Below are 12,953 nucleotides of genomic sequence, written 5' to 3' on the forward strand. Positions count from 1 at the left end.
CAACGTCAACACCCGATGCCGATCCGTCCCATCCACCCCGCCGAACTTCCTGCCGACCGTCCAACCGGGCCGCGCATTGTGCACACCTTCCGCGGCGCTGGGAAGGGGTTCGGCAAAATAAGTGGGGAACCGCCTGCCTTCGCTCCTACGGGGCGTCAGGCGGCCACCAACCGCACGCGGGCAAAGGTCCGCTTGCCGACCGCCAGCACACCTTCGAAACCCGGTGTGAACACGCGCTGGGCATCCTCCACCACTTCGCCGTCGATCCGCACCGCCCGCTCCTTGAGCTTGCGATTGGCTTCCGAGTTGCTGGCGGTCAGTCCTGCCGCGGTCAGCAATGCCGCGATGCGTACGCCTTCATCGGGCACCGCCACGTCGCGCAAAGGCAATTGGGCGGTATCGCCCTGCCCGCGCACGGCGGCGTTCCAGCCGGCAACCGCCTGCTCGGCCGCTGCGGCATCGTGGAAGCGCGCGGCCAGTTCCCGCGCCAGCCGCAACTTGAGGTCACGCGGGTTGAGCTGGCCGGCGGTGATCTGCTGCCGCAGCACGTCCATCTCCGCGATCGATATCTCGAAGCTCAGCAATTCGATCCAGCGCCACATCAGCACGTCGTCGATCTTCATCGTCTTGGTGACGATGTCGATCGCGGGCTCGTCGATGCCGATGTAGTTGCCGAGCGACTTGCTCATCTTCTGCACGCCGTCCAGGCCTTCCAGCAGCGGCATCGTCAACACGACCTGGGGCGACTGGCCGTGATGCTCCTGCAGGCCACGGCCCATCAGCAGGTTGAACTTCTGGTCGGTGCCGCCGAGCTCGACGTCGGCCTCCAGGGCGACCGAGTCGTAGCCCTGCACCAGCGGATACAGGAACTCGTGGATCGCGATCGACTGCTGCGCCGCGTAGCGCTTGGCGAAGTCGTCGCGCTCCAGCATGCGGGCGACGGTGTGCTGCCCGGCCAGGCGGATCATGTCCGCGGCGGTCATCTTGCCGAACCACTCGGAGTTGAAACGCACTTCGGTGCGCTCGCGGTCCAGCACCTTGAACACCTGGTCGGCATAGGTCTCGGCATTGGCGAGCACGTCTTCGCGGCTCAACGGCTTGCGGGTGACGTTCTTGCCGCTGGGGTCGCCGATCATTCCGGTGAAGTCGCCGATCAGGAAGATCACCTGGTGACCGAGGTCCTGGAACTGGCGCAGCTTGTTCAGCAGGACGGTGTGGCCGATGTGCAGGTCCGGTGCGGTGGGGTCGAAGCCGGCCTTGATCCGCAACGGCCTGCCCAGCTGGAGCCGGGCGATCAGTTCGTCACGCTTGAGTATCTCGTCGGCGCCCCGGCCGATCAGTTCGAGGGCGGTTTCAATGGACGGGGAAATCTTGGCAGGCACGTTGGGTGGGCTCATTGATGGGCGGGGCGGTGACCGCTTCGTGATCACCGTCATGGATTGGGAATGGAGGCGCTTCGCTGCAAAAACCCTATTCAGGTCAAGGGTTTGACGCACACAGCTCACGTGCTTATCGTAACGCCGCCACGCCACCTTCACATCCTGTGCGCGGGAGACCCTTTGATGACAGCACCTGATTCCGGTCCAAGCCGGCGCAAACGCCTGAAAGACCTGCGCGAAGCCGCTCTGCACCGACCGGTGCTGGCACGTCACCTCTCCGATGGATTCAATGGCCGCTGGTCCCGGCGGCAATGGGTGCAGGCGAGCCTGTTCGCCACGATCGCGCTGCTGGTCGCCGCCATCGTGCCGGGTTTTGGCGATCTGCAGGCCGGCTCCACGCACGCGCCGCGCCACTCGATGGCATTGCCGTTGCCGCCGATCACGCTGAAGCCGGCGCACGCGCATCCGGACAGCCACTGGCAACTGGTCCGCGTGCAAAGCGGGCAGACCCTGGGCGCGGTGTTCCAGCAACTCGGCATTCCGTCCAGCACGATGCACCGCATCCTCGAGCAGCCGGGTGCGAAGCCGGCGCTGACCCGCTTGAGCACCGGTGCGGAACTGGCGTTCGATCTTGTCGACGGCACGCTGCGCCGCTTCCGCTATGAGCGCGATGCCGGTCATCAGGTGGAACTGAGCCTGCGCGGCGACGCGATCGAGCAACGGGTGATCGAGCGTCCGACCGAGCTTCGCAGCACCGTGAGCAGCGGCGAGATCAGCAGCTCGCTGTATGCCGCCGCCCGCAAGGCTGGCCTGTCGCCGTCCGCGATCGCGACGATGACCGACGAGATCTTCAAGTACGACATCGACTTCAGCGGTGCGCAGAAGGGCGACCGTTTCAGCGTGGTCTACGACCAGGTATGGCGCGAGGGCGAGCGCGTCGGCAGCGGCGAGATCCGCGCGGCCACGTTCACGACCGGTGGCAAGACCTATGCGGGCTTCCGTTTCGAACACGAGGGCAAGGTCGGCTATTACACCGCCGAAGGCCGGCCGCTGAAGAAGTCCTTCATCCGCATGCCGATTCCGTATGCGCGCGTCACCTCGGGATTCAGTGGCGCCCGCAAGCACCCGATCCTGGGCCGCACCCGCGCCCATCAAGGTGTGGATTACGGTGCGGGCTCGGGCACGCCGATCATGGCCGCGGGCGACGCGCGCGTGCAGTTCGTCGGCTGGAAGGGCGGCTACGGGCGCACCATGATTCTCGACCACGGCCGCGGCTACACCACCCTGTATGCGCACATGTCGCGCTTCGGCAAGTACACCGCCGGCCAGCGCGTCAAACAGGGCACGGTGATCGGCTATGTCGGCAGTTCCGGCCTGGCCACCGGACCGCACCTGCACTACGAGTTCCGGATCAACGGCGTGCACCGCAATCCGCTCAACGTGACGATGCCGCCGCCCGAGCCGCTGAAGGGCGCGGCGCTGGTCGCGTTCCGTGCGCAGACCGCACCGGCGCTGGCGCGTATCCAGGAAGTCGAGAACCTGCTGAAGAACAATGCGCAGGTCGCCAAGGCTGCACCGACGACGAAGCCGGAACCATCGGCCGGCACGGACAAGCAAGCCTGACGTCGAGTGGAACTCCTTCGAGCGGAACTCCCATGACATCCAACAACGCGGGCCCGGCGGAGCAGCATCCGACCGGGCCCGCTGGTTTATCGCTCCGGCCCGCTGTCATGGACGGCGAACTGTTCATCGGCCTGATCTCCGGCACCAGCGCCGACGGCATCGACGCGGCGCTGGTGCGCTTTGATGGCGAGCACGACTGCCGCCTGCTGCTGGGCCGCACCTACCCCTGGGATCCGGCGCTGCGCGCACGCCTGATCGAACTGGGGCAGGGCGCGGCGGCGCAGTCGATCGAGGAGCTCGGCACGCTGGACGTGCGGATCGCCGAGGCCTTCGCCACCGCCGCCCTGCAGCTGATCGAAGAGGCCGGCGTGGGCGCGCCGCAGGTGCGTGCGATCGGCTCGCACGGCCAGACCGTACGCCATCGGCCGCAGGGCGCGGACTTCGATGGCCGCCATCCGTTCACCTGGCAACTGGGCGATGGCAACCTGATCGCCGAACGCACCGGCATCGCAACCGTGGCCGATTTCCGCCGCCGCGACATGGCGGCCGGCGGCCAGGGCGCGCCGCTGCTGCCGGCCCTGCATGCGGCGATGCTGCGCTCGGAATACGAAGACCGCGCGGTCCTCAACCTGGGCGGCATCGCCAATTTCACCCTGCTGCCGGCCGGTGCCGGCAACCGGGTGCGCGGCTTCGACACCGGCCCGGCGAATGCGCTGATGGATGCGTGGTGCGAACGCATGCTGGGCCAGCCCTACGACGCCGACGGTGCGTTCGCGGCCCGCGGCCGGGTCGATGCGCCCCTGCTCGCGCGGCTGCGGTCGGATCCGTGGTTCGCGTTGCCGCCGCCCAAGAGCACCGGCCGCGAGCAGTTCCACCTGCCCTGGTTGCAGGAGCGGCTGGACGGCACGGAGCGGCCGGAGGATGTGCAGGCCACGTTGATGGAGCTGACCGCGACCACCGTCGCCGACGCGTTGCTGGCGCTGCAGCCTGCGACCCGGCGCGTGCTGATCTGCGGCGGCGGCGTGCACAACGCGCGGTTGCTGCAACGAATTGGCGCGCACCTGCCCGGCATGGCGATCGAGTCCACCGCGGCCCACGGCATGGATCCCGATTTTGTCGAGGCGATCGGGTTTGCCTGGCTGGCGCGGCAGACCCTGGCCGGATTGCCCGGCAACCTGCCCGGTGTCACCGGTGCCCGCGGCCCGCGGGTGTTGGGTGTGGTCTATCCGGCGGGCTGAGCGGCTTTACGGCGATTTCGACGGTGCTTCTTCAACCGGAGCCTCGACCCGCTGAATGTCAGTAATGCCGATCCGCAGAAGGCGCGTCATCCGTTCGCCCGGCACCCTCCGCGGTGGCGCCGGCATCCGGTGTACCCACCCGACCGATCAACGAAAACCCGGGATCGTTGTCGATCTGTTCCAGCGCCGCGATGGCCTCCTGCAAGGCGACCGCGTCGGTATCGTCCAAACGCGCGGCGACTTCCACTTCACACGCGAACAAGCCGTGCTCCAGCAGGTGCATTATCGCCTCCTGCTGGCTCCAGCCCTTCGCGCCCGCCAGTCGGCGTATGCGCTCAAGCAGCACGGCATCCATGTCCAGCAATACGGTCTCGTTCATGATTCTCCCTCCGTGTGCGAGGCCCCCACATCATCGCCCAGATGGACGCGCGGACGCAGCCACAGGAACAGCGCCACCGCCGGGATGACCAGCACCGTGGTGAGCAGGAAATACGGCGCGTAGCCTACCGCCTCGACAATGCGGCCGGAATAGAACCCCAGCACCTTGCCCGGCAGGGTGATGAGGGATGAAAACAGCGCGTACTGGGTCGCGGTGTAGCGCTGGTTGACCAGTGCCGACAGGTAGGCGACCGCCGCCGTGCCCAGGAAGCCCTGCGCGAGGTTCTCGCCCGAGATCACCAGGGTCAGCATGCCGACATCGCCGTTGGCGCCGATCAGCAGCAGGTACAGCAGGTTGCTCACCGCGCCCAGCACGATCGCGACCAGCAGCGTCCAGGCGACCCCCCAGCGCGCGACGGCCAGGCCACCGACAAACGCGCCGCCGATGCCGACCCAGATCCCGTAGACCTTGGACACCGCGGCGATCTCGGTCTTGCTGAAGCCCTGGTCGAGGTAGAACGGCCCGATGATGCCGCCCACCAGGGCCTGGTCGGAAATCTTGAACAGCAGGATGAAGGCCAGGACCGTCAGGCCCACGCGGCCACCGAAGCGGCGGAAGAAATCGGCGAACGGCTCGACCACGCCTTCGCGCATCGCCATCGCCCAGTTCTGCGCACGCAGGCGGATCACGGCCGGCTCACGCGCCAGCAGGTTGGCCACGATCGGGATCAGCATCACCGCTGCCATCGCCCGGTACACCTCCGGCCATGCGGCGTGGTCGGCCAGCACCAGCGCGAGCGCGCCGGTCACGATCAGCGCGATCCGGTAACCCAGCGAATAGGTCGCCACCAGCGCGCCCTGCGCGGAGGCGGGCGCGATCTCGATCCGGTAGGCATCGACCGCGATGTCCAGCGTGGCGCCGGCCAGCGCGACCATCACGGTCAGGCCGACGAACAGCCCGAGCCGGTCCGGGCTGACGCCGGCCATCGCGATCAGGCCGCCCATCACCAGCAGCTGGGTCAGCAGCAGCCAGCCGCGACGCTGGCCGAGCCGGCCGAACAACGGCAGGCGCCAGCGGTCCACCAGCGGCGCCCACAGGAACTTGAACGAGTACGCCATACCGGCACTGGCGATCATGGTGATGTCGGACAGTTCCAGGCCGTCCTCGCGCAGCCAGTACGCGAGGGTGCCGGCGACCAGCAGGAACGGCAGGCCGGAGGCGAAGCCGAAGAAGAACATCGTCCAGGCCGAAGGCTCGGCGAACGCTTTCCAGGCCGAGGGCTTGCGCGGCGCGACCGCGGTGCTCATCCGGCCGGGCTTTCCGCGTAGTCGACGGTAAACGGCGCATGGTCGGAAAACCGCGGCTCACGCGCGATCGAACAACTCCGCACCCGCCTGGCCAGCGCCGGGGTCAGCAGCTGGTAATCGATCCGCCACCCCACGTTGTTGGCATACGCCGCGCCGCGGTTGCTCCACCACGTGTAGTCCTCGCCGTCGGCATGCAGCGCGCGGTAGGCATCGACCCAGCCATGACCGTCGTCGCGCCCTTCGCCGCACAGGCCGTTGAGCCAGTCGCGCTCGGGCGGCAGGCAACCGGAATTCTTCTGGTTGGATTTCCAGTTGCGGATGTCCATTGCGGTGCGCACGATGTTCCAGTCGCCGCACAGCACATAGTCGCGGCCGCTGGCCAGCCACTCGTCCAGGTGCGGCTTGAGCCAGTCCATCACCTCGAACTTGAAACCCTGGCGCAGTTCGCCCGACGAGCCGGACGGGATGTAGAACGAGACCACGCTGAGATTGCCGAAGCGCGCCTCGATGTAGCGGCCTTCCTCATCGAACGGCGCCCAGCCCAGCGCGGTGCGGACCTCATCGGGTTCGCGGCGGCTGTAGATCGCCACGCCGCTGTAACCCTTCTTGGTGGTCGCATCGCGGAAGAACGCGCGGTAGCCGTCTGGAAGGAAGGCGGGATCCAGCCCGTCCGGGCCGCTGAGCTGATGCTCCTGGGCCTTGGTTTCCTGCACGCACAGCAGGTCGGCGTCCTGCTCGCGGAACCAGTCGAAAAACCCTTTTTTGGCCGCCGATCGCAGGCCATTGGCGTTGAAGCTGATGATGCGCATGGCGTACCGGAAAGATGGACGAAACGGGCGCGGGCCCAGCGCCGCAGGATAGCGTAGCGATCGCCGCGCGACCGGGCGCTGTGCCACACCCCGGCATCGCCTCGTTATCATCGGCCCCTGTTTCCGGCCTCCGGTGCCCCATGCACGACCACCGCTCCCGTTTCCTGCAGCTCGCGTTGCGCGCCCAGGCGCTGCGCTTCGGCGAATTCACCCTGAAATCCGGCCGCACCAGTCCGTACTTCTTCAACGCCGGGCGGTTCGACTCCGGTGTCGCGCTGGCCGGACTGGCGGGCTGCTACGCCGATGCGATCGAGGCAGCGGCGACGGCCGGGGTGATCGGTGAGTTCGACCTGCTGTTCGGGCCGGCCTACAAGGGCATCCCGCTGGCGACCGCGCTGGCCTGCGAGTACGCGCGCCGCGGACGCGACCTGCCGGTGGCCTTCAACCGCAAGGAGGCCAAGGCGCACGGCGAAGGCGGCAGCCTGATCGGTGCCCCGCTGGACGGTCGACGGGTGCTGATCGTCGACGACGTGATCACCGCCGGCACCGCGATCCGCGAAGCGTTGGGGATCATCGATCAGGCCGGCGGCAGCGTTGCAGGCATCGTGATCGCACTGGACCGGCAGGAAGCCGTCGACCCTTCCCGAAGCCGACGTTCGGCGGCACAAACTGTCGCAATCGAGTACGGACTTCCGGTGGTCGCGGTCGCCAGCCTGGCCGACCTGCTGGTGCTGGCCGGCGACTCCAGCGACCTGGCGGGCCAGCACGAGCGCCTGCTTGCCTATCGCGCCGAATACGGCAGCAGCCCGGACGCCTGAACGTATCGCAGCAGGTTTGGCCCGGGTCTTGCTTGATATGGTCTGTTGACCGTTATGGGTAACCGGCTCGCCATGAATACCGTCTCATCCCGCACACGTCCTGCCCTGCTCGCCACCGGCGCGCTGGCCGTCGGCCTGCTTCTGGCGGCCATGCCCGCGATGGCGCAGAAGGCGCAACGGGCGCAACCCAACGCCACCGGGAAGAAGATCTATTGCTGGGAAGTCGATGGCAGCAAGGTCTGCGGCGATGCACTGCCGGCCAGCGCGGTCGACAACCCGCGCACCGAATTCAGCCCCAGCGGCATGGCGATCAAGCATCTGGAGCGCGCCCCCACCGAGGCCGAGCGCGCGATCGCCGAGCTGGAGGCCGAGCGCGCGAAGGAAGCGGCCTGGACGGCGGCCGAACGGGCCCGGCGCGAGCAGGCGATGGTGGTCTCGTTCGCCAGCGAAGCCGACCTGCAGCGGAACTTCGAGAACCGGATCGGGCTGATCGACTCCAGCATCAAGACCTCCCGGCTCGGCATCGACGGAACCCGGCGCAGCCTGCTGAACCTGCTGCAGCGCGCCAGCGAAACCGAGCTGGAGGGCAAGCCGGTGGCGAAGTCGCTGGCCGACAAGATCAGCGCCCAGCACGATGCGTTGCGACGCCACCAGATGCTGCTGGAACGGCAACTACAGGAGCGCGGCACGATCGACCAGGAACTCGCCTCGGCCCTGGAGCGCTATCGCGAGCTGAAGGTGCCGGCGGGCGCCGGCCGCAGCTGAAGCGCAGCGGGTTCCCCGGGCCTTGCTTGCCAGGGTCTGGAGTCACGGGGTCTTGATGTTGTGATCCCCCGGCCCGCGCGCGTGCCGCGCGGGCATTCACGTGCCGCGTGGGCATTCGATCGGGCCCGAGTCGGCGGCCCGCTCGACCTCGCCCCGCTTTCGCGGGGAACGACGGTCGCCGTGCCCCGGCGGGGCGAAGTGGTCCCGAGTTCCGTGGTGTCCCGGGCTCCTTAGAAAGGCAGCTCCAGGTCGGGTCGCAGCGCCAGCAACTGCCCGCGGAATGCAGCCTTGATCCGCGCCATCGCCTCGTTGTTGTCCGCGTCGAAACGCATCACCAGCACCGGCGTGGTGTTGGACGCGCGCACCAGGCCCCAGCCATCGGGCCAGTCGGCGCGCAGGCCGTCGATCACCGACAACCGCGCAGCGTCGAACGTGGCCTCGGCGAGAAACCGTTCCACGAACGCATGCGGGTCGCCCTCGGGCGCATCGACCTTGATCTCCGGAGTGGAGATGCCATCGGGCAGCGCGTCCAGCACATCGCTGGGCCGGTCCGGCTGCGCGGCGAGGATCTCCAGCAGGCGGGCGGCGGCGTAGATGCCGTCGTCGAATCCGTACCAGCGCTCCTTGAAGAAGAAGTGGCCGCTCATCTCGCCGGCCAGCTCGGCCTCGGTTTCGCGCATCTTCGACTTGATCAGCGAGTGGCCGGTCTTCCACATCAGCGGACTGCCGCCGTGGCGCAGGATGTAGCCCGGCAGGCGGCCGGTGCATTTCACATCGAAGATGATCTGCGCGCCCGGGTTGCGCTCCAGCACGTCGGCGGCGAACAGCATCAGCAGCCGGTCCGGGAAGATGTTGTGGCCGTCGCGGGTAACCACCCCGAGGCGGTCGCCGTCGCCGTCGAACGCGATGCCCAGGTCGGCATCCAGGCGCTCGACCATCTGCATCAGATCGACCAGGTTGTGCGGCTCGCTGGGGTCGGGATGGTGGTTCGGGAAGGTGCCGTCGATCTCGCAGTACAGCGGTATGACCTCGGCGCCGATCGCGGTCAGCACGGCCGGGCCCAGCTCGCCGGCGACGCCATTGCCGGCATCCACGACCACCTTCAGCGGCCGGTCGATCTGGATGTCCGAGGCGACGCGCTGGATGTAGTCGTCGTTGATGTCGCGCAGCTCCAGCCCGCCCTCCACCGGCGCGGTGTACAGCCGGTCGTCGGCGATGCGCGCGTACAGGTCGGTGATCGCGTCGCCCGACAGGGTCTCGCCGCCGATGACGATCTTGAAGCCGTTGTAGTCGGGCGGGTTGTGGCTGCCGGTGACCGACACGCATGAGCCCGTGCGCAGGTGGAACGCGCCGAAATAGACCAGCGGCGTCGGCGCCAGGCCGATATCGATGACGTTGCGACCGGCCTTGCGCAGGCCGGCGACCAGGCCATCGACCATGTCGGGGCCGGACAGGCGGCCGTCGCGGCCGACCACGATGTCCTTCAGGCTCTTGTCGTGCATCAGCGAGCCGATCGCGTGGCCGATCAGTTCCGCCACCGCGGGATCCAGGGTCTGGCCGATCACGCCGCGGATGTCGTAGGCCCGGAAGATGCTGCGGTCCAGCTCGACCACCGCACCGACCGGCCTCGCCCCGGCCACCTCGCCGGTCGGGGCCGGCGCGGCTGGCGGGATTCCCTGATCGATGGATTCCTGCAGCGTCTGTTCGGGCAGGTCGGCATCGTCGTGCTCATCGCCCGCGCCGCGCCGCCGCGCCAGCAACGCCGGCCCGCGCGAGAACAGCAGCGCCAGCAGGGCAAACACAAAGGCGGTGATGAAGCAGGCCATCGCGCCCATCCCGAACGGGGAAAAAGCCAGGTACGGTACGCCCGCGGCAACCCGCAGGCTGCTGCCCGGGACCTTCGTCGCCAGCGCCTCGGCACCGCCGGCCAGCCGCGCATCGCCGCGCTCGACCACGCTTTGCCGCCCTTGCCGCAAGGCCAGATAGGTGTCACCGGGCACCTGCGCCGACGTGACCGGATCGGCGACGCGCTGCAACGGCAGGTGCACCAGGGCGACCGCGCGGATCTGGCCATCACCGTGGACCGGCGCGGCCAGCGCCAGCTTCAGTTCCTTGCCGTCGCGCAGCACCCAGACCACCGGCTTGTCATCGGCCAGGGACGCTTCCATCGCCGCCAGTCGGCCGTAGCCGCCTTTCGGCAAGGCCGCGTAACCCGCGTCCAGCTCGGGCGAGAGCACCACCCCGTCGCTGGCACCGGGCCAGCCCGAAGTGAGCAGTTCGGCCGCGTGCTCGAAGTCGCCGGCGGTGGCGGCCGCGACCAGTCCGGGGCGGGCGAGCTGCTCGACGAAACGCTTCTGCTCGTCCAGCAATGCCGCGGTGATCGCCTGCACCGCGCCATCGCGGGACTGCTCCAGCGTCGCCCGGCGGGAAACGTCGCGCTGCTGCTGCCAGCCGCTCCAGCCGAACCACAACACCAGCACCGCGCACGCGACCACCAACGCCGGCAGCAGGGGTTTCAGTGATTCCAGCGACAGCTGCGGACGGGTGACCTTGATATCGACCATGACGTTGCTTTTCCCCTTGGATTTCCGCGAACCGCGCCTAGCGCACGCCGGTATGGCCGAAGCCACCGGCGCCGCGGGCACTGGTTTCGAATGCATCCACCACCTGCAGCTGTGCGCGCACGACCGGCAGCAAGACCAGCTGGGCGATGCGATCCCCCGGCTGCATCGTAAAAGGCTCCTTGCCGCGATGCCAGACGCTGATCATCAACGGCCCCTGGTAATCGGCGTCGATCAGGCCGGTGCCGTTGCCCAGCACGATGCCATGTTTATGGCCCAGCCCGGAACGCGGCAGGATCACCGCGCACAGCGACGGATCGCCGATATGGATCGCCAGCCCCGACGCCACCAGCGCCGCATCGCCCGGCAACAGCGTGAGCGGCTCGTCCAGCGCCGCACGCAGGTCGAGTCCGGCGCTGGCCGCAGTCGCGTACTCGGGCAACGGCCATTGCCCGCCAAAACGCGGGTCGAGGATTTTCAGTTCGAGGGTGTGCTGCATGAAGGATCCAGTGATGGTGTCGCCGCAGCCACGGGCGGTCGATGGAGAGGGACGCGCGGGAAAAGCGGATCGTATACGCGCCGCGCTGCGGCGTCCGGGAAGTCCGGAGCCGCGACAGCGTTGTCGGTCAGGGTTGGTCCGCGGGCAAAAACGAGCTTCACCGGGTCTCTGCCATGCCTGACGCCGGGCTGTCGTCCTCCAGCCGCTGCGCCACCAGATCCAGCAGGCGCCCGGCGAGTTCGATTTTCGGTGCCGGGCCCAGCGCGCATTCAAGGCCGGCGCCGTACACGACCAGCGCGTTGTCATCGCTCTCGAACCCCGAGCCCGCCATACCGACCCGGTTGGCGGCGATCAGGTCCAGCCGCTTGTCCGACAATTTGCCGCGCGCGTAGCGCTCCATGTCGTGGGTCTCGGCGGCGAAGCCCACCAGCACGCGCGGCCGCAGCCCATGCCCGGCCAGGTCGGCGAGGATGTCGCGGGTGCGCACCAGTTGCAGGGTCAAGCCGGGTTCGCCGGGCTGTTTCTTGATCTTTCCGGTCGCCACCTGCTGCGGGGTGAAATCGGCCACCGCGGCCGCGCCGATATAGACATCCGCCGGCATCGCGGCAAAGACCGCGGCATGCATCTGCGCGGCGGAGCGCACATCGATCCGGCGCAGGTCGCCCTCGCCGGCCCCGGGTGTCGGCAGCGCCACCGGGCCGGCGACCAGGGTGACCCTGGCACCACGGCGCACGGCGGCGGCGGCGATCGCGAACCCCATCTTGCCGCTGCTGCGGTTGCCCAGGAAACGCACCGGGTCGATGTCCTCATAGGTCGGACCCGCGCTCACCACGACATGCCGTCCGGTCAACCCATCGGCACTCATGCGCAGGCCTGGGCCAGGGCGCTGACGATCTCTTCGGGCTCCAGCAGACGGCCTTCGCCCACCTCGCCGCAGGCCTGGTCGCCGGCACCGGGGCCCAGCACCAGCACGCCGCGACCGCGCAGGGTGTCGACGTTGGCCCGCGTCGCCGCGTGGGCCCACATCAGCCGGTTCATGGCCGGGGCGATCGCGATCGGCGCATCGGTGGCCAGGCACAGGGTGCTGACCAGATCATCCGCGAACCCGTGGGCAAGTTTGGCGATGGTGTTGGCCGTGGCCGGGGCGATCACGATCCGGTCCGGCCAGCGCGCCAGCTCGATATGCCCCATCGCGGCCTCGGCGGCCTCGTCCCATAACGAGGTGCGCACGTGCCGGCCCGACAGCGCCTGGAACGTGGTCGCAGCCACGAACCGCTGGGCGTTGTCGGTCATCGCCACCTGCACCTGCGCACCGGCCGCGGCGAGTCGCCGCACCAGCTCGGCGGCCTTGTACGCGGCGATGCCACCGCACACGCAAAGCAGGATTTTCTGTTCCTGTAGCGAAGACATGTTTAAGGAAATTCCTACCGCCCAGAGCGATGGCCAGCTTACCCGAAGCGGCGTTGGCGCCCGATAGGACCGACACCGTGCAGCCTGCAGGCTGGGGACGTTGCCGAAGCGGGGGCGGAAACGGCGCGACGCGGCTTCCCCGACCTCATCGCGCACCGGCCCGCC

9 protein-coding genes and 2 pseudogenes are annotated in these 12,953 nt (G+C 68.5%); 4 read left to right on the forward strand and 7 right to left on the reverse strand.

The genetic code is table 11. The features are described 5' to 3' along the window. Positions 1-155: 155 nt before the first annotated feature. Complete coding sequence (tyrS, locus tag N792_RS09335; RefSeq protein WP_052103888.1) at positions 156-1,397, reverse strand: tyrosine--tRNA ligase; 1,242 nt, start codon at positions 1,395-1,397, stop codon at positions 156-158. Positions 1,398-1,562: 165 nt separating this feature from the next. On the opposite strand from tyrS, the gene N792_RS09340 reads away from it, so the two are divergent. Both N792_RS09340 and N792_RS09345 read left to right on the forward strand, forming a co-directional pair. After that, positions 1,563-3,002, forward strand: coding sequence for a M23 family metallopeptidase (locus N792_RS09340; RefSeq protein ID WP_036194414.1), 1,440 nt, complete (start codon positions 1,563-1,565; stop codon positions 3,000-3,002). A gap of 107 nt (positions 3,003-3,109) precedes the next feature. Then, a complete protein-coding gene (locus N792_RS09345; protein WP_036194416.1) occupies positions 3,110-4,240 on the forward strand; it encodes an anhydro-N-acetylmuramic acid kinase in 1,131 nt (376 codons plus the stop codon). Positions 4,241-4,412: 172 nt separating this feature from the next. Here the strand turns inward: N792_RS09345 and N792_RS09350 are convergent. The 3 genes and pseudogenes from N792_RS09350 to N792_RS09360 form a co-directional block, all read right to left on the reverse strand. Beyond that, a pseudogene (locus N792_RS09350) lies at positions 4,413-4,619 on the reverse strand (hypothetical protein); the annotation flags it as partial. Beyond that, positions 4,616-5,926 carry an AmpG family muropeptide MFS transporter gene (locus N792_RS09355; RefSeq protein ID WP_425478874.1) on the reverse strand — a complete coding sequence of 437 codons (1,311 nt, stop codon included), beginning with the start codon at positions 5,924-5,926 and terminating at the stop codon, positions 4,616-4,618. The gene N792_RS09355 and the pseudogene N792_RS09350, both read right to left, overlap by 4 nt. Continuing rightward, positions 5,923-6,735 (reverse strand): exodeoxyribonuclease III, encoded by an 813-nt coding sequence (locus tag N792_RS09360; RefSeq protein WP_036194418.1) that lies wholly within the window; start codon positions 6,733-6,735, stop codon positions 5,923-5,925. Before N792_RS09360 ends, N792_RS09355 begins: the two co-directional genes overlap by 4 nt. Before the next feature lie 140 nt (positions 6,736-6,875). On the opposite strand from N792_RS09360, the gene pyrE reads away from it, so the two are divergent. Then, positions 6,876-7,553: an orotate phosphoribosyltransferase gene (gene pyrE, locus N792_RS09365; RefSeq protein ID WP_036194419.1), complete on the forward strand. Its 678-nt coding sequence runs from the start codon at positions 6,876-6,878 to the stop codon at positions 7,551-7,553. A 72-nt stretch (positions 7,554-7,625) separates the two neighbouring features. After that, a complete protein-coding gene (locus N792_RS09370) occupies positions 7,626-8,318 on the forward strand; it encodes a hypothetical protein (RefSeq protein WP_036194421.1) in 693 nt (230 codons plus the stop codon). Positions 8,319-8,548: 230 nt separating this feature from the next. Here the strand turns inward: N792_RS09370 and N792_RS09375 are convergent, their stop codons facing one another. The 3 genes and pseudogenes from N792_RS09375 to coaBC form a co-directional block, all read right to left on the reverse strand. After that, positions 8,549-10,882 carry a phosphomannomutase/phosphoglucomutase gene (locus N792_RS09375; RefSeq protein ID WP_036194423.1) on the reverse strand — a complete coding sequence of 778 codons (2,334 nt, stop codon included), beginning with the start codon at positions 10,880-10,882 and terminating at the stop codon, positions 8,549-8,551. 37 nt (positions 10,883-10,919) lie between these two features. Next, positions 10,920-11,378 (reverse strand): dUTP diphosphatase, encoded by a 459-nt coding sequence (dut, locus tag N792_RS09380; RefSeq protein ID WP_036194424.1) that lies wholly within the window; start codon positions 11,376-11,378, stop codon positions 10,920-10,922. A gap of 157 nt (positions 11,379-11,535) precedes the next feature. Next, positions 11,536-12,788 (reverse strand): annotated as a pseudogene (gene coaBC / locus N792_RS09385) (bifunctional phosphopantothenoylcysteine decarboxylase/phosphopantothenate--cysteine ligase CoaBC). Positions 12,789-12,953 lie beyond the last annotated feature (165 nt).

It is taken from the genome of Lysobacter concretionis Ko07 = DSM 16239, from assembly GCF_000768345.1.
GTDB lineage: Bacteria > Pseudomonadota > Gammaproteobacteria > Xanthomonadales > Xanthomonadaceae > Novilysobacter > Novilysobacter concretionis.

What these genes read in the sequence shown, in the direction of transcription:
- tyrS (WP_052103888.1), bottom strand. Translation starts at nt 1,397, where the DNA reads ATGAGCCCACCCAACGTGCCTGCCAAGATTTCCCCGTCCATTGAAACC.
- N792_RS09340 (WP_036194414.1), top strand. Translation starts at nt 1,563, where the DNA reads ATGACAGCACCTGATTCCGGTCCAAGCCGGCGCAAACGCCTGAAAGAC.
- N792_RS09345 (WP_036194416.1), top strand. Translation starts at nt 3,110, where the DNA reads ATGGACGGCGAACTGTTCATCGGCCTGATCTCCGGCACCAGCGCCGAC.
- N792_RS09355 (WP_425478874.1), bottom strand. Translation starts at nt 5,926, where the DNA reads ATGAGCACCGCGGTCGCGCCGCGCAAGCCCTCGGCCTGGAAAGCGTTC.
- N792_RS09360 (WP_036194418.1), bottom strand. Translation starts at nt 6,735, where the DNA reads ATGCGCATCATCAGCTTCAACGCCAATGGCCTGCGATCGGCGGCCAAA.
- pyrE (WP_036194419.1), top strand. Translation starts at nt 6,876, where the DNA reads ATGCACGACCACCGCTCCCGTTTCCTGCAGCTCGCGTTGCGCGCCCAG.
- N792_RS09370 (WP_036194421.1), top strand. Translation starts at nt 7,626, where the DNA reads ATGAATACCGTCTCATCCCGCACACGTCCTGCCCTGCTCGCCACCGGC.
- N792_RS09375 (WP_036194423.1), bottom strand. Translation starts at nt 10,882, where the DNA reads ATGGTCGATATCAAGGTCACCCGTCCGCAGCTGTCGCTGGAATCACTG.
- dut (WP_036194424.1), bottom strand. Translation starts at nt 11,378, where the DNA reads ATGCAGCACACCCTCGAACTGAAAATCCTCGACCCGCGTTTTGGCGGG.